Consider the following 19023-nt stretch of genomic DNA (forward strand, 5'->3'; position numbering starts at 1 on the left):
GATTCCAGTCGAACGTGCCGTCGATAGCCTTCGAATACGGATCGAGTAGCAGCTTGCTGGGATTACACCGCAGCCCGGCCTCAGGTTCGTACGGGCCATAGACGCGGTAGCCGTAGCGCTGGCCGGGCTCGATACCCGGCACGAAACCGTGCCAGACGAAGCTGTCGACCTCGGGAAGCGTGATCCGCGTCTCGGCGCCGTCAGCGTCGAACAGGCACAACTCGACCCGCTCGGCCGCTTCGCTGAACAGCCCGAAATTGGTGCCCGCACCATCGTAGGTCGCCCCCAGCGGGTACGCCTTGCCCGGCCACACTTCAACGGTGGGCATGGGAGCGGGGACAGCTGTGCTGGTCATGGCGCATTTGATACCCGACAAACAGGGTAGCCAAACCGTACGACACGGTTGCCGTCCGTTCGGCTATGCGTGAATCATTCTGGTGGACATACTTTTACAGTAATGTCAACGTGGCGTAATTCATGGCTTCAGGGTGACCTTCACCGCACCGTCCTGCTTCTTCTGGAACATCTCGTACGCGTGCGGGGCCTCCTCGAGAGGCAGCACGTGACTGGCGAAGTCATCAACGCCGAGCGGATCATCGTCGGTGAGCAGCGGCATGATGTCGCCCACCCACCTCTTGACGTTGGCCTGACCCATTCGCAGAGTGACCTGCTCGTCGAAGAGCGTGAGCATCGGGAGCGGATCGGCCATGCCGCCATAGACGCCGATCAGCGAGATGGTACCGCCGCGCCGCACGATGTCGATGGCGGAGTACAGCGCGCTCAGCCGGTCCACGCCGGCGGTCTGCATCAGCCGCTTGGCAAGCGCATCCGGCAGCGACGCGGTGGCCTGCTGGGCCAGTCGAGCCGCCGGCGAACCATGCGCCTCCATCCCCACCGCATCGATCACCGAATCGGTGCCCCGCCCGTCGGTCAGGTCCCGGATCGCGTCACCCAGGGAGGAGTCAAGCCGGGTCAGATCGACGGTATGGATGCCACGCTGTGCGGCGCGGGCCAGCCGTTCGGGCACCGGGTCGACAGCGATGACCCGGTAGCCGAGATGATCGGCGATGCGTGCAGCCATGTCACCGATCGGACCCAGCCCCAGCACGGCCACTGAGCCGCCGTCCGGGATGTCGGCGTAGGCCACCGCTTGCCAGGCTGTGGGCAGCACATCAGACAGGTAGACGAACCGCGAATCAGGCGGTCCCACAGGGACTTTGATATGAGTGAACTGGGCCTGCGGGACGCGCAGCAATTCGGCCTGGCCGCCTGGGACTTCTCCGTAGAGCTCCGAATAGCCGAACAGCGCCGCTCCCATGCCCTGGTCGCGGACCTGGGTGGTTTCACATTGGGTGTAAAGCTGCTTGTCGCACAGGTGGCAGCTGCCGCAACAGATCTGGAATGGGATGACGACCCGGTCTCCGATCCGGAGGTCGCCCTGCAAATCGGAGCCACAGATGTTGGTCGACGTGATTTCGATGATGGCATCGGTGGGCTGTTCGATTTTCGGGTCGGGCACCGCCTCGACGCGCACGTCCCGTTTGCCCTGCCAGGTGACAGCTTTCATCTGTCGCGCATACCCGTCTGCCTCCCCGTGAAACGCACGGGTTGAGGCTGTCCATCGCGGGTACCACAAGATGGTGAGCGAACCCGGAATGATCATCGTGGGCAGCGGGCCGGCCGGGGTGGCCGCGGCAGAATCGTTCCGCGAGTACAACACTGAGATACCGGTGCGGATTTTGAGCGCCGACATAGACCTGCCGTACGCCCGGCCGCCGTTGAGCAAGGAGTACCTGCGCGGCCAGACTGACGACTTAGACGACTTAGCTCTGCATCCCGCACGGTGGTTCGATGATCACGCAATCGAGCTCATTCTCGATGTGGCGGTCGACCGGCTCGACCTCACCGAGCGCGCGGTGTACGCGGGCGACCGGCGTCACCCGTTTGACATCTTGATTCTGGCGTGCGGCTCGGCACCGGTTCCTCCGCCAGTCCCGGGCGGGGGACGCGCCCTGCTGTTGCGCTCGCTGGCTAACGCCGCCGTGCTGCGCGACGCAGCGGAAACCGCGAACTACGCAGTGGTGATCGGTTCCGGCTTCATCGGCTGCGAGGCCGCCGCCTCTTTGGCACTGCGTGACGTGGCGGTGACTTTGGTTGCCCCCGAAACGCTTCCGCAGGAGAGCCGGCTCGGCGCCGAAGCGGCCGGGCGGCTGCGAGATCTGGTCGCCGAAACAGGCGTACGCCACGTTGGGGGCGTCAACGTCGAGGAAATCACCGACGCCGGTGTGCGTCTGGACGACGGGGTCACCATCGACTGCGATCTGGTGCTCGCCGCGACTGGTGTCGCGCCGCAGAGTCACATCGCCGCGGAAGGCGGTCTGCAGATCGGTGGTTCGCGGATCGTGGTCGGCTCCGACATGCGAACCTCGGCGCCCGCCGTGTTTGCCGCGGGTGGCGTCGCGCTGGCGCGGCACCAGGTCGCCGGACGCCACCTGGCCATCGAACATTGGCAGGACGCGACCGACCAGGGCGCCATAGCCGGGGCCGGCGCAGCCGGTCAGCACTCGAGATGGACTGGTGTACCGGGATTTTGGACCTCGATCGGCGAGGCTACAGTGAAGTACCACGCCTGGGGGGATGGCTACGAACGCAGCCGGATGCTGGACCACCCCGATGGTTTCACAGTGTGGTACGAGTCCGGGGATGCCGTCGTCGGCGTCCTTACCTACAACGCCGACGATGACTATGACCTCGGCGAGCGGTTGATTGCCGAGCGCCGACCCGCCCCGGTGCCCATGCAATGACGACAGTTCAGTCGTTGGTGACGGTGCTCTCGACCGTGATCGGCAGACCCACCAGCGACAGCACGCGATGCGCGACACCGCCCGGCGGTGCCACGAGCCGGCAAGTGCTGTGCTGCGTGGCGCGCTCGCACGCCTCGACGAGGACACCGACACCGGCCGATCCCAGGTGCGTCACCGCGCTCAGGTCGATGTGGAGCGGGTCGGCGCCGACGTGACTGTGCGCGGAGAGGAATTCGGCCAGAGTTCGCGCGGCGAGGGTGTCCACGTCGCCGCTAACCATGACGTACCCGTCGTCACTGACTCCGACGTCGAAGGACTGCGAAGGTGGTGTGATCGGTGCGCCGGGGGCACCACGTGGATCGGTCACTAGATGGGCGGCCCGCGTCAGCCGATAAATCAAAGCGGCTGTGGTGCCACGCTTGTCGTGGTCGATTACGTTGTCAGAGATCAGCGTTCGAGCGATGGACAGGCCACGTCCCCGGTTGGCCTCGGGCGCGTCGTCCAACTTCCACGCACCGCGGTCTGTGACGCTGGCGCGCACCCAGCCATCGTCGCCCAACGCCGCATCGACCGTTATATCGCCGGGAATCGTTGTAGCATAAGCATGCTCGGCGGCATTCGCGACAAACTCGCTGATGGCGTGCTCAAGAGGATCGCGACTAGCGCGGTCGCCGCCGAGCGCGTCGACCCAGCCACGGAGTCGCTCTCGGACTGTGCGTTCAGCATTCTTGTCGGCGAGCACCGAAACGTGCAGTGGCGGGGGCGGGGTGCGCCGCTGCGCGGCCAGCAGCGTGACGTCATCGCTGTAGCCTGTGGAGTGCACCAGCAGTTCGACCGCCTGGGAACACAGCCGTTCAACCGGCGGCCGCGCTTGATCGGGCGCAAGCTCTTCACCGCCCAGGATGCGAGCTGTCACCTCGGCAACCTCGATGCTGCTGGCTGCCGGCTTAAGGCCCGGGCGCTCGATGATGCCGTCGCTGTACAGCAGCACCACGTCGTCGACTGCGAGATGTTCGGTCCGGGTGGCGAAACCATGGCCACTGCCCAATGGACCCGCTCCGGTGAGCTCCAGATACCGCGGCGCACCGTCCGCACTGATCACCAGCGGTGGTGGATGACCAGCGGTGCAGTACTCGAAATCGCCGGTGGTCGGGTCCAGCCGTGCCACACACAGCGTGCTTGACTTTGCCCCCGCCAGCTCGGCAGCGAAATGGTCCACGGCCTCAAGAGATTCCACGATATTTCCGTCTATCTCCAGCTGCATCCGGGTGGCCACACGCAACTGCGCCATCACGGCGGCGGCTTCCACTCCGTGGCCGACGACGTCGCCCAGGATCAACACGATGCCCCCGGCAGAATCGCGAATTGCGTCGAACCAGTCACCACCGGCCGCTGTGTCCTCGGTGGCCACCAGGTATGCCGCGGCGAGTTCGGCGCCCGGCAGCACCGGCACCTCCGGGGAGAGCAGCGCTTGCTGCAGCACGGTGGCCGAGTCACGCAATGACTGGTAGCGACCGGTCATTTCCTGCGCTCGCGTTTCGGCGGCCAACCGGGCGCGCACCTGTTCGGTGGTGTCGGTGGCGACGCATACCACACCGGCGATGCTGCCGTCCGGCCGGCGCTGAGGCGCTGCCGTGATATTGATGAAGTGCTCGGGTATCCCCGATCCGTCGAGGTCGACATGCATCCGTAGCTCGGAGACGTTGACGGGCTCACCAGTCCGAAAGACGTGGTCGTACAACTCGATGACTCCCAAGCCCCGAAGCTCGGGCGCCACTTCCTCCAAGGGCCGGCCCAACACCGCGCCACGCGGATAGTAGGCGCGAAACGCGGCGTTGCAGGTCATCAACCGGTGCTGCGGTCCCTCGAATGTCGCCAGTATCACCGGTGTGTCGTTGTATGCCCTGCGCACCGTGTCCGCGTCGCCGACTAGGCGATCCCAATCGTTATCACTCGTCATACCGATGGTCGTCTTTCATGGTCGTGTCAAAACCATATAGCTACCCTAGCCGCGACATACCTCGCCATTGCATAAATATGTTCGGCCGTCATCGGTTTAATAGTGCGCCGGGTCGGGCAATCGGCCGTTGTGGAAAGCGACAACAAAGAAGACATGCTGGACCAGTCAGAGAGCCTGGACTCCGACGAGGTGCGCAACGATGACGGCGACGAGGTGGCTGATCCGCCTGATGAGTGGCTAGAAGCCGAGGTCAACGAGTCGCTCGACGAGAAGCTAGCGGCGGAGACTTCGGACGAGCCGCCTGTTGATCCGCCCTCGAGAGGCGCGCACGACTCACCGCAAGGCGGCGCACTTCGCGTGGTCAGCGATGACGACCTGGACCGTATCGACCCGGCCGAACACGGCCTCGACAGAGGCCAGATCGACGGAACACCGGAGGATGGCGAATCCTTCTTCAATATCGAGAGCTAGCGTCGCACACGCTCGAATTCTGGTTGATTTCATCACCATCGACGTTCGACAAGACCTGACCTTTACGGCGCCCCTGGCCGGGTATGTGATCTGTAACGTCAGGAACGTCTTGCCGTAGCCGCGGCTTGCCGCACCTTCGTAAAGAATGCGGTGCGCATCTGGGCTCTGCAGCCAAACCTCAACTGTCCGTTAGCCGCAGTCGATCCCATTGCCGGACTCGTGCCGTGGCGAGGGCAGGCGACGGTGCAGCCGGTGACACTTCCGCACTGTAGAGCTGAGTTGGTTTCTGCGAATGGTATTTCTAGGTCGCGAGCGGTGCTATACATGCACGGCGGTGCATTGCTGACCTGCGGACTCAATAGCCACCGTTCGCTGGTGGCCCGGCTGTCTCAGGCGGCAGATGCCGTCGTCCTCAACGTTGGTTATCGCAAGCTGCCCAAACAGTCAGTGGCTGAGGCCCTTGCCGATTGTGTCGAGGCGCTGCAATGGCTTCGCCGACAAGGCTATCCGCCCCGCAGCCTAGTTATCGGCGGTGACTCCGCGGGGGGCCTTTTGGCTTTCCTGCTCACGCTGAACATGATTGAGTAGGGCGACTGCGCGCCCGCTGGAGTGGCAACCTTCTCACCGCTGATTGACCTGACTCCCACGCGTAGTCTGACACATCCCAATGCCCGCCAATGCTCGATGTTTTCTAGCGGTGCGATACCGAAGTTCGCCGAATATGTCGACCGGTGTCATAAGCGGCTAGCGTGGACGGCAAGCGCATTGCGCTGGTGCCATCGGTTGATGCCGACTTGTCTAAGATGCCGTCCGTAGCGATACACGCCGGCGCAGACGAATTGTTGCTGCACGATGCGGAGTTGATGGCGCGGCGCCTGAAAGCCGCCGGAGTGCGGTGTGACTTACACGTATGGCAGGGCCAGGTTCACGACTTTCCTTTGCCCGCAGACATCCTACCGGAAGGACGTCGAGCGATCAGGTACGTCGGCGAATTCGTCAATGAAGTCGCGGTTCCCCGAAGGCCTTTCGCAACTCGCGCGGCATAAGCCGGCTGACTCACGCGGTCTTAGCCAGGTCCGGCAGTCGAGATACACTGCCGCTCTTGGCTACTCGGTTAATCATCAATCGGGTGGCCTTTTCCAGGATGCCCTGTGCGACGTCTGGCCGGCGGGTACGTGCCGCACGTCGCGTAGCCGCGGCGATAGTAACGCCCCGCTCGTAGCCGGTGACGACGCGCGGATCCACGTACGAGCCGCGCACCACGGCCGGCGTGTTGCCCAGGTCCTCGGCGACCTCCCTCATCACCGCGGCCTCAACCCGTTTCGTCACCCGACGCGACACGGCGGGATCCGCGTCGGCGAACGCAGCAGCGGCCAGCACGGTTCCGTGCCAGGTCCGCAGGTCTTTCACGGTGTATTCGTCGCCGACGAGCTCCTTGAATCGCGCATTGAGGTCCTCCGCCCGGATCTCCATCCACCGAGATTGCCTTCGGCACACCAGTAGTCGTTGCGTACGCCCGCCGCGGCGCTGCAGTGAACGCACCGCACGGACCACTTCGTCATCCTCGATCTCCAGGGTGCGTCGCACACCGCTTTTGGCGGGGTAGTCGAATTTCACCGCATCGCGGCCGACGGTCACATGCTGACACTGCAGCGTCGCGATGCCGAAGGACTCGTTTTCCTCGGCGTACCTGTCGCCGCCCGCGCGGAAGTACCCTCTATCAAGGAGATACAGCGCCAACGCCACCACGCGGTCACGCGTCAGCCCCCGGCCCGCCAGGTCTTCAGCAATCTGCCGGCGCCACGCGGGCAGTTCCTTGGACAGCTCCAGCACGCGGTCGAATTTCTCCTCGGACCGCTCCTGCTGCCAGGCTTCGTGGTAGAGGTACTGGCGGCGCCCAGCCGCGTCGGTGCCGACCGCCTGGATGTGGCCGTTGGGGTATGGGCTGATCCATACCTTCTTCCAGGCCGGCGGGATCACCAGATCCTTGATCCGTTGCAGCGTGTCAGGATCCGAGATTGGATCCCCTTCCGCGTTGCAGTAGGCGAAACCCTTTCCACGGCGCTTGCGCGCGATCCCCGGTTTGCTCACCACACTGCGTCGCAGCCGCATGACCTTCTCCGCTTCCGTTGCCTGAACAGAAGTTACCCATACACGCAGCGGTTCATGCCTGCGCGCCGCATTGGGCGCGCAGGCATGAACAGCAGGATCAGCCCGCCATGAACTCGTGGTAGGCCGACTCCAAAGTCGGCGACAGCGCGGTCACGTTGCATTGACGCTCGGTATCCCCGATCGGCGCCAGAATGCCCCGCAGGTCCGTGTACTCCTGCGGGTGGGCGGTGAAGTAGGTACGCAGTCCGGCAGCCGCCTGCGGACGCGGTTGACCGTAGGCGGCCATCACCGCCTGGTTGGCGCCCGGGTGGGTGTTCAGGTACTGCTGCGCTGCGCCGGTCACTGACGAAACGGTGGCGTTCACGCCGTCCGTACTGCAGTCTGGCGCTGCGGCCGCCGACGGGGCGCCGGCGATACCCATGGCCAGTCCCCCGAGCAGACAGCCTGCGCTGATGCCGGCCACTCGCCGACGTGCGGGCACACTGCTGAAATTCATGATCTTTGTTCCTTCGGATGTCGCAAATCGATCGTTGAGGTTCCCGATCCCCCGAAATTCAAAGTAGCCGAAGCGAAACCGTCCTAATCCAGTGTTCGCGCTCAATGAACGGCCTCTGCCGCGTGTTAGCTGCGGCCGCGTGATGTCGGACACCGCCAAAGGGCACTTTTTGCTAAGCGCACAAGCAGAGTGCGACACCAAAGTTGAGAACTCTTAGAAACATGGCCTGGTTCTTAGGCAATCGTGACTTCGTATCGTGACCTAACCGTTACCCTGCTTGAACCTTCAGAGTTAGCTCTGGGGTCAGTGTGACGATCCAGGCGGCGCCTGCGGTGACCCATGACACATGTTTGAGCACGCGGCTGTCCGGAAACACTGCTGCAAGCGGGGAAATCCTGGATGGAAGACGCGGTCGGGTTGCGCTCTGATCCGGGTTCCGCTGGCTGCGGGTAGTCGAAAACTGAGCGCTCGCAGCCTCGAAAGAAGCGATGATAGGGAGGAATTCATGGGCGAGAAGAGTGGCCCCCAGGAAGCTGTCGAGGGTGTTGTCGAGGGCGTCAAGGGCAAGGCGAAGGAAGTTGTCGGTGCCGTGACGGGTCGCGACGACGTCAAGCGAGAGGGTCAGGCCCAGCAGGACAAGGGTGAGGCCCAACGCAACGCTGCCAAGAAGGAAGCCGAGGCGGAATCCGCCCGCGGTGCTGCGAGTGCAGCGGAAGAGCGCGAGCGGGCTCACCAGTAAGCTTGTGGAGAAATGGCCCCAGCCCGAAATCGGGCTGGGGCCATTTGCTTTACGGCTACGTTCTGAACAGAAAAACCATGATCGCGACGTCGGCAAGCAGAAGCGCCAACCCGAAAGCCGGAACGATGAAACCCCATCGACGTCGTGCTGCGGTCAAGAAGGATGCGGCGATGGTCAGTGCGGCCACTAGCGGAGCGCCGTAGAGCAGCACACCATAGAACAGACCGCTTGGCCCCAGCTTGGGGCATTGGGCCTCGCTGCAGGCGGCAACACTCATCGCCGCGCCGATGCCGAAGATCATCACCAGCACTGCTGCGGGCACCGTCTGCCACGCCAGCACCCAATTGACCCAGACCCGCGGCCGGCTGCGATCGTCAATCTCCGATGGTTGGACGTCTGTTTCGGACCGCAACTGCCCGGTTACGTTGCTCTGCAGGCTAATCAGTGCTTCTTTCGCTAGTACCTCGCAACATTCGAGACTACCCACGTTGGGTGGGCTGAAACCTGAGGTAGCGCCGGGTTTCTGGAGCCTGATACCCGCGGATTGCGCGACAAAACCCATAGCCGGAAGCGGTTTCGCAGGCCCTAGATCTGTTGACTGCCAGCCTGATTCGTTGCAGACGCCGGTGTCTACCGGGTACGACGCGCCTTGGTTGGACGTTGCGGCGACTTCGGCTTTGCAGTGGAAAGGATGCGCCGCGTTGCGGCGTCCAGTTGGTCGGCGACCTCGCTGTTGGATATGGTGCCCTCGGCCGCGCGGACCATCACGCCGATGTAGATCAGCTCGAGTAGCTGGACAGATTCCGGATCCCCGTCCTCGCCGGCCGCCGAGGTGAGGAGATCGTGGACAAAGCGGCCCATCTGCACCCGAAGCAGCTCCACATCCGGATCACCGCTGTTCATCGTGACGGCGACCGCGTGCGCCAACGCCGGCTCATCAGCAACGATGAACGCGAGATCCCGCAGCACGCCCGCCACCCGCTCCACCACGTCGGATTCACCCGCGGCCGGTTCGATACTCGACATGCGCCGCCAAAAGACCTCGGCGATCAGGTGTTCTTTGGAGGAGAAGTAGGTGTAGGCAGTCGCGCGGGCCAGCCCGGCCTGCGCGGCCACCGCCTGCAGCGTCAGCTCCTGGTATCCGACATCACGCAGCACCTCGAGGGTGGCGCGTCCGAGTTTCAGGACGGTGTCGGCACGTTTCCCGGTGAATCGGCGACGCGCGGACTCGACCGACATTCCGTTGGACATGCGTCTAGACGCTACTACATTATTCATGCGATCACCTCCTTGCGGAGGGCGTCACGTCGGATTGCGCTAGCCCAGCACCGGGAATCGGCGCTGCGCGGCGAGCTCGTCAAGCCCGGCCTGCATGACCCCGCGCACGTATACGTCGACTTCGGCGATGTCCGGGTTCTTGCCGAACTTCTTGCGAATGTTGATCGGTTCAAGCACTCGGGTGACGATCTTGGCGGGCAGTGGGAGGTTCGGTGGCAGTACGAAAAGGCTGAAGCCGAATGGGAAGCCCACCGTCACGGGCGCGATCTTGGCGCGCGCCAAACGAGCGATGGGGCCCAGGCGCTGCGCCAAAGAGGTGCCGCGAGTGAGGAATAGCTGGGTCTCTTGGCCGCCGATGGAGACCATCGGGACGATCGGCACGCCCGCCTCGATCGCCGCCCGGACATATCCCGCGCGGCCGTTGAAGTCGATGACGTTGCGGGTGGACGTGGGCCGGTAGGCGTCGTAGTCCCCACCCGGGAACACCACCACAATGCCGTTGCTGCGCAGTGCGCTGGCCGCGTTCTCGTGATTAGCCGGGATAAAGCCGATCCGTCGCAGGAAGTTTCCGATAGGGCCAACCATGATCATGTCGTGGCTGAGCGTGTAGATCGGGCGGTCGTACCCGCGCTCCGAGTACCAATCGATGGCAAAGACCGGCACGTCAAACGCCAACTGACCGCCGGAGTGGTTGGAGACCACCAGCGCACCGCCCGCGGGCACGTTCTCGAGACCATGCACTTCGGACCGGAAGTAGCGCTTGAGTACAGGGCGGATGATCCCCATGACGCGCTCGGTGAGCTTCGGGTCCCATTTCGCGATTTCGGTACTAGCCATGATGTCCTTCTGTAGGTGATTGACTAGGCCACGACGGCCTGGTAGTGCTGATCGACCGTCATGAATACTCCCGCCGCAGAACTGATCTCACTGAATTCGCGGATCATCGCCTCGGTAACCTCGTGAGCGTCGGTGAGCGTCGCGGCGTCGGCCAGAACGGAGATGTTCAGCTGATCCGCGTAGCTCCACACGGTGATGTTCAAGCCGCTTCCCGCGACGAGTGGGCCCACCGAGTAGAACTCAGCGACCGTGGCGCCGGCAACGGTCACGAGTTCGCGTGGGCCGGGCACGTTGGAAACGACCAGATTTTGCATCTTGTTGTGCGCGTTCGTACGTGCCATCCATCCGCTGAGAATCCGCGTCAGGCCAGGCGGCATGTAGTTGAACCACCGCGTCAAGAGCTCAGGTCCTTGGACAGTATGCAACTGCTTGGCGACAAGCGCCGCGTCGTGGCTGCGTTTGACCCGGTGTAGCACGTCGTCGACATCAGCGGGCAGCGCGACCGCTATCTGGGTGAAGTTGTTGCCGGCCGATCTGCCGGGCGACGAGTCGAGGCACACCGGAACCATTGCGACCAGCGGCGCGTCCGAATGGCCGTCGTAACGCAACCGCAGCTCCCGAGCCGCGCCTGCGCTCATCGCGAGGACCAAATCATTAATCGTGCAACCTAATTGACGGGTTACCTGCTTGACATCGGCGAATGGCAGGCTGGCCGTTGCGAACTGGCGCCCGGTGGTCAACCGATGATTCAGGAAGGACTTCGGGGCTTTGCCGCGTTTCGCGCCCTGGCGTCTGACCCGGCGGACGCTGGCCCCGGTATAGCGCAGAAGGCTTGGCAATTCTGCCATCTGCCGGACATGATCGCGGGTGGCCGCCCAAAGAAGTTGGGCCCTGGTCGGAAGCGAGTCAAACTCGACGGCTTCGACGTTTTCGGGTCTGTCCAACGCGCCGGCAAGAAGATTCGCCGATGCAACGCCATCGGCCAACGCATGATGAATCTTGGTGACGACGGCGACCCGCCCGTCCGCCAGGCCGTCGACGACATAGATCTCCCACAACGGCCGGGCGCGATCCAGCGGCACCTCGATCACTTCGGCGATCGCGTCGTCGAGCTCCCGCCGCCCGCCCGGGGCTGGTAAATGCATTGCCCGCACGTGATATTCGAGGTCGATCGGGCAGTTCTCCCGCCACATCGGGCGGTGGAACCCATAGGGGGTGTCGACGAGGACCCGCCGCATCGGTTCGAATCGGTGTAGGCGCCGCTGCAGAACCTTGCGGACGGTTTCCACCGAGAAGCCGGTGGTGTCCGGTGCTTCGACGATCGCGACTTTGACCGTATGCATGGGCACGTTGGCGGCCTCGCTGTAGAGCATCATCGCGTCCGAACCGGTAAGTCGTTTCACTGCCTGACCCTTCACCGAAGAAGTTCCGATACCGCTGTTGCAGAACATTCGTCGATGCCGACGCAGGGAAACGTCTTTGTCACCGCGCTGCTCAGCTGCATGTCCGGATCACCCGGCGCGTCTAGCGGATGGCAGGAACGTTACCTGCGGAAATAGACTGCTGTCTAGACGTAGAGACAGACTAGTGTGTGCTTTGTGTCACAGCACCACTGGCGGGTTTGCCACTCGAACCCCACGCTCAAGTGGCAAACCCTGGGGGCAAATCGATCAGTTAAGCGTCCCAACTCGTCAGGTCGCGGGCCTCGATGCCGTTGGCCGCGCAATAGTTGTTGTAGCGCTCGACGGAGGTCTTGTGGTTTTCCTGCCACAGGATCTTCTTGTCCGCGTCGAGGAACAGCAGTTCACCGACGATGAAGAAGAACACCTCGGTGTCTTCCACGCTTTCGGGGGTGTGCTGGGAGCCGGCGACCTCGTAGACGGTGTCCCCGGCGCGGGAAACCCAGTTGTTCTCCTGGTAGCGCCACGCCCCGGTGACGGTGTGGCCGACCACGATCCCCGTGTGGTAGTGCGGGGGAAGCACGAGCCCGGCGGGGAACTTCATCGAGACGACGATCTCGGCGCGGACCGGGTCGACCTTCCAGTACTTCAGGAACACCTGGTCGGTCAACGGGGTGAAGGGGATCCACGGGTTGTCGGCGCCGCTCATGTAGTTGACGTCGAGCTCTTGAAGGGTCTGCATGGCTGTTTCTCCTTATGAGTGTTTGCTGCTGGTTCCAAACGGTAGGAGAAAGGCGGCACCGTTGGCTCGGCGCGCGGTCACAAGGTTGAGGCGCGCGGTTGTGATCTCGTCACAGATTCGCGGGCCCAGGGTGGGTCAGGCCCGGCAGCGTGGGCAGCAGCGTCAAGGCGACCGCCAAGTCCAGCGTGTCGGCGCCGATGCTGCGGCCAAGGATCGACTCGGCCTGCTGGACCCGATAGCTGACGGTGTTGGGATGGACGATCAGCCGCTGCGCGGCGCGGGCCCGGCTGCGGTTTTCCTGCAGATACGCCGACAAGGTCATCGCGAGCCGGTAGGTGGCCTCGTCGTCGGCCGCCAACGGCCCGAGCACGCGGTGCACAAACGACGCGGCGTGCTCGGTGTCGATGCTGGCCAACGCGGCCACCGCGACGTCGCGGTACGGGGTCAAAATGCTCGCGTGCGGACCGGCCAGCGATACGACCCGCCGGGCGTGGGACGCCTCGATGTGGCTGCGGCGGAAACCGGCGAGTCCGGAGCCGGGTTCGCCGACGGCCACCAGCACCCCGTGCGGCAGCGCCAACACCGTGCCGACCGTCTTCTCGACGCCTAGTTCGTCACCGCTGAACGGGGCTTGACGGCTCAGCCATCCCGCCGCGGCAAGCGAGCCCGCAGGATGGATCAGGGTGCTTTCCGCCGCCACGGCACGACCGAGAATGCTCACCGTTTCGGCGAGGATCCCTTGTGGGTCGCGATCCTCGGGCACGCTCTTCAGCCATGCCATCACCGCGATGTGGTTGCGGTTGATGTTGTAGCGCAACCGTTTCGACGCTTCCTGCGTATCGCGTTGCCGTTCGCCGATGATGTCGTCGATCGCCGCGCCGCGCGCAGCGGCGGTGCTGTGCGCCCAGGCCTCCCGCTCGGCCTCGTAGGCCCGTTCGGCGAGTACCAGCGCCACGTCGGCGTAGCCGAACAGCCAACCCGTGCCAAGCTCCAATGCGGCGGCCATCTCCGCGACATCTTCGACCTGCGCGGCGATCCGGCTACACATCCATTGCCACACCCGTTCCTGGCCCAGCCGGTAGAACCGCATCAAATCGGCGAGCGCGACCTGCCGCTGCACTCCGGCGCGGGCAATCGCCACCGTGAGCGGCGGCAGCTCCACGCGAGCCGGATCGGCTCCGTCCGCGATGATCTGGGCCAACTGGCGAATGCTGGCCTCGGTGCTGGCGATGTTCTCGGTGACGGTCTGCTCATCGGGAAAGCGATCGGGAAGCTCGGCGCGCATCCGGGCCACCGCGTCCGCGGCGAGTTCAGGCGCGCAGGCCTGCATCTGCGCGGCCAGCGGGCGCAATACCTGCTTCCACACGCGCTGCGCCTGCGGTTCGCGGGCCGGCGCCCACCCGGTCTCCATGCCGCAGGACGATACCTCGTTGTCACCGCGTCACAACCGTGATCGGCAATGTTGGCGCGCCGGCACGAGCCCGCGGGCCGGCCGCGGCCCTAGTTTGCTCTCTTAGCTAACCCACTACGAAGGCAGACGAAGCATGGACCTCATGTCACCGACCGATGCAATGTTCTTACTGGCCGAGTCGCGCGAACACCCGCTACACGTGGGCGGCTTGCAACTGTTCACCCCGCCATCGGGCGCCGGACCCGAATTCGCCGGCGGGGTGTATGCGGCGCTGATGGGCCACGAGCAGGTCTCGTCGACGTTCCGCAAGCGCCCGCGGGCGGCGGGCGGCATCACCAGTCTCGGCTGGACCTACGACGACGACGTTGATCTGGAATACCACGTGCGCAGGTCGGCGCTACCGGCGCCGGGACGGGTCCGCGAGTTGTTGGAGTTGACCTCACGGCTGCACGGCGGCCTGTTGGACCGGCACCGGCCGCTGTGGGAAGCGCACGTGATCGAAGGCCTCGCCGATGGGCGATTCGCGGTCTACACCAAGATGCATCACGTCCTGGTCGACGGGATTTCGGCCCTCAAGCTACTGCAGAGCGGGCTGAGCAGCAGCCCGGACGACACCAAAGTGGTTGCACCATGGGCACTTCCATCCGACGAGCCGGAGCCGGCGGAGCCGGACCGCCCGGGCTGGTTGCGCAGAGCCGCCGGGGCCGTGCGATCGATGGCGGAAATGGGTCCGTCGACCCTGGGCCTGGCCCGCGCCGCGCTGCTGCAGCAACAACTCACCCTGCCGTACCGGGCGCCACGCACCATGCTCAATGTTCCGATCGGCGGGGCGCGTCGCTGCGCGGCGCAGTCCTGGTCGCTGGAGCGGGTCAAGGCGGTCAAGACCGCTGCCGGAGTGAGCGTCAACGACGTCGTCCTGGCCATGTGTTCCGGCGCGTTGCGCGCCTACCTCACCGAGCAGGACGCGCTACCCGATCGGCCGCTGGTCTCGATGGTGCCGGTCAGCCTGCGCAACGAAAACGACCGCGCCGGCGGCAACCAGGTCGGAGCCGTGCTGTGCAATCTCGCCACCCACCTCGACGACCCCGCCCAACGGCTCGACACCATCCACACGTCGATGGTGCAGAACAAGAAGGTGCTCACCCAGCTACCGCGCACCCAAGCGGTCGCGCTGTCGCTGCTGATGGTCTCCCCCGCCACGGTGTCGGGCATGCTCGGCCTCGCCTCGGGTCCCCCGCCGTTCAACGTCACCATCTCCAATGTGCCCGGACTGCGCGAGCCGCTGTACTGCAACGGCGCACGCCTGGACGGCAACTACCCGATGTCGATCGCGCTGGACGGGCAGGCGCTCAACATCACCCTGGCCAACAACGCCGACAATCTCGACTTCGGGCTCGTCGGTTGCCGGCGCTCCGTGCCCCACATGCAGCGTCTGCTCGGGCACCTGGATACTTCGCTGAAGGATCTGGAGCGAGCCGTCGGTATATGAGAAACCAACCCTCAAGGCGCAAAGGAAGTCCCATGAGCATGCTGTCAGATGAGCTACGCACGCTGAGTTACGAAGCGACGGTGTACTTTTACCCGTTGGTGACTATGGACGTCACCCGGCTGGTAACCGTCAACACGCCCGCAGGCGCCAAGCCAATGTCGGGACCACCCAACATGTTTCAGCACATCCGCGCGTTTCCCACGGCGGACTTCCGTTCGGTGGTCCGACCCAACTTCGACACGCTGTACTCGCCGGCGTGGCTGGATCTGACCGGCGGCCCGGTGATCTTGCATGCGCCCGACACCGCCGACAGGTACTACCTGCTGCCGCTGCTGGACATGTGGAGCGACGTCTTCGCCGTGCCCGGTAAGCGCACCACCGGTACGGGCGCGCAGGACTGGGTGATCACCCCACCCGGTTACCACGGGCAGTTGCCCGACGGGCTGCCGGTGATCGCGGCGCCCACCTCCTACGTGTGGATCATCGGACGCACGCAGACCAACGGGCCGGCCGACTATGCCGCGGTCAACCAGGTGCAGGACGGGTACCGGATCACCGAGTTGGGTGAGCCGCGGGCGCATGCGATCGACGCGGATTACGACACCAGCATCGAGCCGCTTAAGTTCGTCAACGGCATGGCGCCGCTGGATTTCTTCGCCTACGCCGCAGACCTGCTGGCGATCCACCCGCCGCACCCGACCGACTTCTCGCAGCTGGCCCGCCTGACGCGGATGGGCATCGTGGCCGGAAAGCCTTTCAACGCAGCTGGTTTCAGCGCCGATGAGCGCGCTGAACTCGAGGCGGGCTGGCATGCCGCCCTGCAGGACATGATGGGCTCGGTCGCCAGCATGGGGCGCCGCGTCAACGGCTGGACGATGCTCACCGACACCATGGGCGTCTACGGCGACGCCTACCTGCGCCGCGCGGTGGTAGCCATGATCGGGTTGGGAGCCAACCAGCCCGAGGACGCCATCTATCCCGTGGTGACCGCCGACGCGGACGGCTATCCGATGGACGGCGGCAAGGACTACGTCATCCATTTCGACGCCGGCAAGCTGCCGCCCGTGGGCGCGTTCTGGTCGGTGACGATGTATGACGCCGAAGGCTTCCAGGTCGCCAACGAGCTGGACCGGTTCGCGATCGGCGATCGTGATCCGCTGCGCTACAACGCAGATGGGTCACTGGACCTGTATCTGCAACACGAGAACCCGGGATCCGAACGCGAATCCAACTGGCTGCCGGCACCTCGCGGTCCGCTGGGCGTCACGATGCGGCTCTACGCGCCGAAACGCGAAGTTCTCGACGGTACCTGGAACCCGCCGCCGGTGCGTAAGTTTTAGCCGGACGAGTTGCTCAGTCCGACAACCAGATTGATGGTGACAGCCAGGATCACGGCCCCGAAGAGATAGGAAAGCACGGCCTGGACCAGCACGATGCGGCGCAGTTGCCCTGTCTCCAGACTGGTGTCGGACACCTGGTAGGTCATGCCGACGGTGAACGCGAGATAGAAGAAATCCACGAACCGCGGATTTTCTTTCCCATTGAAGTTGATCCCCTGCCCCGAGTTCGAGTAGTAGACGTCGGCATAGCGGACGCTGAAGACGGTGTGCACAACGCACCATGCGGCGATGATGCTGACCACTCCGACGGCCGCGGCGATCTGCTTATCGGCTCCGGACTTCGATCCGGCGGCGAGCAGATGTTCGACACCGGCCAGACTCGCCACGCTCGCCGTCAGGATCATGCCATCGGTCATCCATCCCCTCGGCGGGTCTTCGGGCCCAACATGTCTACGCGTCTGGTCCGCGTCCATCGGCAACACGACGATCCACGTCCACGCAAGGTAGACGGCTGCCGCGGCGATCCACCCGACGGTCAGCGAATACCGCCACCCCGCGGTAAGGGCGAAGGCCAGCGCAACAGCGACACCGACCACTACTGCCACGGCCAGCCGAATGACGACGCGCTTCTGCCAGTGCGACCGAGCTTGCTGTTCCATATCGCAAGCTAAACACCCGATTGCCGAGCGGAAGGTCAGGTCGGCGTCAACATGCGCGGGCCGATCTGGTGGGTGAGTTCGAGGGCGAGCTCGACAGCGACGCGACGATCGCCGGGGCGGTGCCCGAGAAGATCCGTCGCCCGCGCCACCCGTTGCAGAACCGTGTTGCGATGGGTGTGGAGTCGGGCAGCGGCGCGGGGAGCGTTTTCGGCTTCGTCGAGGAACACCCGCAGGGTTTCGCGCAGCCGTGCGGCGCTGGGGTTGTCGTCAGCAAGTGGGCCGAGGGTGGTGCTGACAAACTCCGCCGCGCGATTCTGGTCCTGCGCGGCCAGCGTGGCGACTTCGAGGTCACGATAGAGAGCGATGCGGTCACCACTGCGGTCTCCACTGCGCAGCCGCTGGATGGCCAGGGCGGCGACATGCGAGCGACGGAAGCCGGTGATGCCGACGCGGGTGGGTCCCACGGCCACGCGGATGTTGGGTTCCGCGTCGGTGATCGCTCCGGGCAGTGCGTCCAATGTGGGTTCGGCGTCGGTGCCCAGCCACGCCCACAAGGTTGACGTTGCCGCAGGCAACGTAAGTGGCGGACGCGCGCCGGCGGCGCGTGCCAGGATCGTCGCCGCGGATTCCAGCGCACCCTGGACGTCGCCGGGCGGATCGGCCCACAGCACGAGCGCGGTGTGGCGGCGGGCGAGCTCGTAGCCAAGGCGTTCACTGGCGCGACGGCCGCCCACCGGGGCGCCGTCGAGGATCAAGTGGATGATCTCGGCGCGACGTGCGAGTGCGCCCCCACGCACCTCCTCGCGTTCGCGCTCCGCGTCAGCGATGGTGCGCCCGATCACGTGGTCGACGTAGTCGAATATCAGTTGCGATGCGACCTGCAGCAACTCGACGAGTTCCGGGCCCGGCGGGACGACCCGGGCGGCGTGCGACAAGAACCGTTGATAAGCAACGTTCTGACCCCGGCGGTAGGCCTGGTAGATCACTTCGAGGTCGATGCCGCGGCGCACGACGGTGCGCGCTACGTCCAGCGCCTCCGGCGGAAGGTCGATCGATGCGACCCTGCGGTCGCGACGCGCGAGCGTGGTGAGCAAACGCGCGGCGTTGGCGCGGTCACTTGCCGACATCTCCGCTGCGATCGCCGCGTCGGCACCCAGCTCGGGGGCGATTTCGATTACCGCGGAATCCATCTCAGCGACGAGCCGATCCAGTTCGGCCAGCATCAAGTCGGCGACATCACTGATACGGTCCAGGACCACGGGCGACACCATTTCACCAGCCATAG

Annotated in this window: 17 protein-coding genes and 2 pseudogenes; 6 read left to right on the plus strand and 13 right to left on the minus strand. The window is 64.7% G+C overall.

Features of this window, described 5'->3' with window-relative positions; all coding sequences use genetic code 11:
• Nucleotides 1-355 (minus strand): annotated as a pseudogene (locus VML93_RS28135) (glycogen debranching enzyme); the annotation flags it as partial.
• Between the two features lie 120 nt (nucleotides 356-475).
• Nucleotides 476-1567, minus strand: coding sequence for a zinc-binding dehydrogenase (locus VML93_RS28140; protein WP_325615538.1), 1092 nt, complete (start codon nucleotides 1565-1567; stop codon nucleotides 476-478).
• Nucleotides 1568-1637: 70 nt separating this feature from the next.
• On the opposite strand from VML93_RS28140, the gene VML93_RS28145 reads away from it, so the two are divergent.
• On the plus strand, nucleotides 1638-2804 hold the full coding sequence (locus VML93_RS28145; RefSeq protein ID WP_325615539.1) for an FAD/NAD(P)-binding oxidoreductase: 1167 nt from the start codon (nucleotides 1638-1640) through the stop codon (nucleotides 2802-2804).
• A gap of 7 nt (nucleotides 2805-2811) precedes the next feature.
• Here VML93_RS28145 and VML93_RS28150 read toward each other — a convergent pair whose 3' ends face one another.
• Complete coding sequence (locus VML93_RS28150; RefSeq protein WP_325615540.1) at nucleotides 2812-4764, minus strand: SpoIIE family protein phosphatase; 1953 nt, start codon at nucleotides 4762-4764, stop codon at nucleotides 2812-2814.
• 129 nt (nucleotides 4765-4893) lie between these two features.
• Here VML93_RS28150 and VML93_RS28155 point away from each other — a divergent pair, with 129 nt between their 5' ends.
• Complete coding sequence (locus VML93_RS28155) at nucleotides 4894-5235, plus strand: hypothetical protein (protein ID WP_325615541.1); 342 nt, start codon at nucleotides 4894-4896, stop codon at nucleotides 5233-5235.
• 150 nt (nucleotides 5236-5385) lie between these two features.
• Nucleotides 5386-6281 (plus strand): annotated as a pseudogene (locus VML93_RS38720) (alpha/beta hydrolase).
• Between the two features lie 10 nt (nucleotides 6282-6291).
• Here VML93_RS38720 and VML93_RS28170 read toward each other — a convergent pair.
• Together VML93_RS28170 and VML93_RS28175 are read right to left on the minus strand one after the other, a co-directional pair.
• Entirely contained in the window at nucleotides 6292-7347 is a 1056-nt protein-coding gene (locus VML93_RS28170; RefSeq protein WP_325615543.1) for a DNA topoisomerase IB, read from the minus strand.
• Nucleotides 7348-7444: 97 nt separating this feature from the next.
• Nucleotides 7445-7843, minus strand: a complete 399-nt coding sequence (locus VML93_RS28175) for a heme-binding protein (RefSeq protein WP_325615544.1) — start codon at nucleotides 7841-7843, stop codon at nucleotides 7445-7447.
• Nucleotides 7844-8348: 505 nt separating this feature from the next.
• Between VML93_RS28175 and VML93_RS28180 the strand changes: the two genes are divergently transcribed.
• Nucleotides 8349-8582: a CsbD family protein gene (locus tag VML93_RS28180; RefSeq protein WP_325615545.1), complete on the plus strand. Its 234-nt coding sequence runs from the start codon at nucleotides 8349-8351 to the stop codon at nucleotides 8580-8582.
• 55 nt (nucleotides 8583-8637) lie between these two features.
• Here VML93_RS28180 and VML93_RS28185 read toward each other — a convergent pair whose 3' ends face one another.
• The 6 genes from VML93_RS28185 to VML93_RS28210 all read right to left on the minus strand — a co-directional run bounded on the left by VML93_RS28185 (nucleotide 8638) and on the right by VML93_RS28210 (nucleotide 14250).
• Nucleotides 8638-9144, minus strand: a complete 507-nt coding sequence (locus VML93_RS28185; protein ID WP_325615546.1) for a hypothetical protein — start codon at nucleotides 9142-9144, stop codon at nucleotides 8638-8640.
• A gap of 68 nt (nucleotides 9145-9212) precedes the next feature.
• Nucleotides 9213-9860, minus strand: coding sequence for a TetR/AcrR family transcriptional regulator (locus VML93_RS28190; RefSeq protein ID WP_325615547.1), 648 nt, complete (start codon nucleotides 9858-9860; stop codon nucleotides 9213-9215).
• A gap of 39 nt (nucleotides 9861-9899) precedes the next feature.
• The gene (locus tag VML93_RS28195; protein WP_325615548.1) at nucleotides 9900-10697 is read right to left on the minus strand and encodes a lysophospholipid acyltransferase family protein; all 798 of its coding nucleotides are present in this window, start codon (nucleotides 10695-10697) and stop codon (nucleotides 9900-9902) included.
• Between the two features lie 23 nt (nucleotides 10698-10720).
• Nucleotides 10721-12100, minus strand: a complete 1380-nt coding sequence (locus VML93_RS28200) for a wax ester/triacylglycerol synthase family O-acyltransferase (protein WP_325615549.1) — start codon at nucleotides 12098-12100, stop codon at nucleotides 10721-10723.
• A 271-nt stretch (nucleotides 12101-12371) separates the two neighbouring features.
• Nucleotides 12372-12839 carry a 2,4'-dihydroxyacetophenone dioxygenase family protein gene (locus VML93_RS28205; RefSeq protein ID WP_325615550.1) on the minus strand — a complete coding sequence of 156 codons (468 nt, stop codon included), beginning with the start codon at nucleotides 12837-12839 and terminating at the stop codon, nucleotides 12372-12374.
• A 109-nt stretch (nucleotides 12840-12948) separates the two neighbouring features.
• Nucleotides 12949-14250, minus strand: coding sequence for a PucR family transcriptional regulator (locus VML93_RS28210; protein ID WP_325615551.1), 1302 nt, complete (start codon nucleotides 14248-14250; stop codon nucleotides 12949-12951).
• A 133-nt stretch (nucleotides 14251-14383) separates the two neighbouring features.
• Here VML93_RS28210 and VML93_RS28215 point away from each other — a divergent pair, with 133 nt between their 5' ends.
• Both VML93_RS28215 and VML93_RS28220 read left to right on the plus strand, forming a co-directional pair.
• On the plus strand, nucleotides 14384-15739 hold the full coding sequence (locus VML93_RS28215; RefSeq protein ID WP_325615552.1) for a wax ester/triacylglycerol synthase family O-acyltransferase: 1356 nt from the start codon (nucleotides 14384-14386) through the stop codon (nucleotides 15737-15739).
• A 32-nt stretch (nucleotides 15740-15771) separates the two neighbouring features.
• Complete coding sequence (locus tag VML93_RS28220) at nucleotides 15772-17079, plus strand: DUF1254 domain-containing protein (RefSeq protein ID WP_325615553.1); 1308 nt, start codon at nucleotides 15772-15774, stop codon at nucleotides 17077-17079.
• Here VML93_RS28220 and VML93_RS28225 read toward each other — a convergent pair.
• Nucleotides 17076-17738, minus strand: a complete 663-nt coding sequence (locus VML93_RS28225) for a DUF1345 domain-containing protein (protein WP_325615554.1) — start codon at nucleotides 17736-17738, stop codon at nucleotides 17076-17078. The two genes, VML93_RS28220 and VML93_RS28225, sit on opposite strands and share 4 nt — an antisense overlap.
• Before the next feature lie 35 nt (nucleotides 17739-17773).
• Nucleotides 17774-19021, minus strand: coding sequence for a PucR family transcriptional regulator (locus VML93_RS28230; protein ID WP_325615555.1), 1248 nt, complete (start codon nucleotides 19019-19021; stop codon nucleotides 17774-17776).
• Between the last annotated feature and the right edge of the window lie 2 nt (nucleotides 19022-19023).

Source organism: Mycobacterium sp. (assembly GCF_035499775.1).
In the GTDB taxonomy this organism is placed as follows: domain Bacteria; phylum Actinomycetota; class Actinomycetes; order Mycobacteriales; family Mycobacteriaceae; genus Mycobacterium.

Bases quoted from the DNA above. Each gene is read 5' to 3' on its own strand.
- VML93_RS28140 (WP_325615538.1), bottom strand. From the start codon at position 1,567: ATGAAAGCTGTCACCTGGCAGGGCAAACGGGACGTGCGCGTCGAGGCG.
- VML93_RS28145 (WP_325615539.1), top strand. From the start codon at position 1,638: ATGGTGAGCGAACCCGGAATGATCATCGTGGGCAGCGGGCCGGCCGGG.
- VML93_RS28150 (WP_325615540.1), bottom strand. From the start codon at position 4,764: ATGACGAGTGATAACGATTGGGATCGCCTAGTCGGCGACGCGGACACG.
- VML93_RS28170 (WP_325615543.1), bottom strand. From the start codon at position 7,347: ATGCGGCTGCGACGCAGTGTGGTGAGCAAACCGGGGATCGCGCGCAAG.
- VML93_RS28175 (WP_325615544.1), bottom strand. From the start codon at position 7,843: ATGAATTTCAGCAGTGTGCCCGCACGTCGGCGAGTGGCCGGCATCAGC.
- VML93_RS28180 (WP_325615545.1), top strand. From the start codon at position 8,349: ATGGGCGAGAAGAGTGGCCCCCAGGAAGCTGTCGAGGGTGTTGTCGAG.
- VML93_RS28185 (WP_325615546.1), bottom strand. From the start codon at position 9,144: ATGGGTTTTGTCGCGCAATCCGCGGGTATCAGGCTCCAGAAACCCGGC.
- VML93_RS28190 (WP_325615547.1), bottom strand. From the start codon at position 9,860: ATGAATAATGTAGTAGCGTCTAGACGCATGTCCAACGGAATGTCGGTC.
- VML93_RS28195 (WP_325615548.1), bottom strand. From the start codon at position 10,697: ATGGCTAGTACCGAAATCGCGAAATGGGACCCGAAGCTCACCGAGCGC.
- VML93_RS28205 (WP_325615550.1), bottom strand. From the start codon at position 12,839: ATGCAGACCCTTCAAGAGCTCGACGTCAACTACATGAGCGGCGCCGAC.
- VML93_RS28210 (WP_325615551.1), bottom strand. From the start codon at position 14,250: ATGGAGACCGGGTGGGCGCCGGCCCGCGAACCGCAGGCGCAGCGCGTG.
- VML93_RS28215 (WP_325615552.1), top strand. From the start codon at position 14,384: ATGGACCTCATGTCACCGACCGATGCAATGTTCTTACTGGCCGAGTCG.
- VML93_RS28220 (WP_325615553.1), top strand. From the start codon at position 15,772: ATGAGCATGCTGTCAGATGAGCTACGCACGCTGAGTTACGAAGCGACG.
- VML93_RS28225 (WP_325615554.1), bottom strand. From the start codon at position 17,738: ATGGAACAGCAAGCTCGGTCGCACTGGCAGAAGCGCGTCGTCATTCGG.
- VML93_RS28230 (WP_325615555.1), bottom strand. From the start codon at position 19,021: ATGGCTGGTGAAATGGTGTCGCCCGTGGTCCTGGACCGTATCAGTGAT.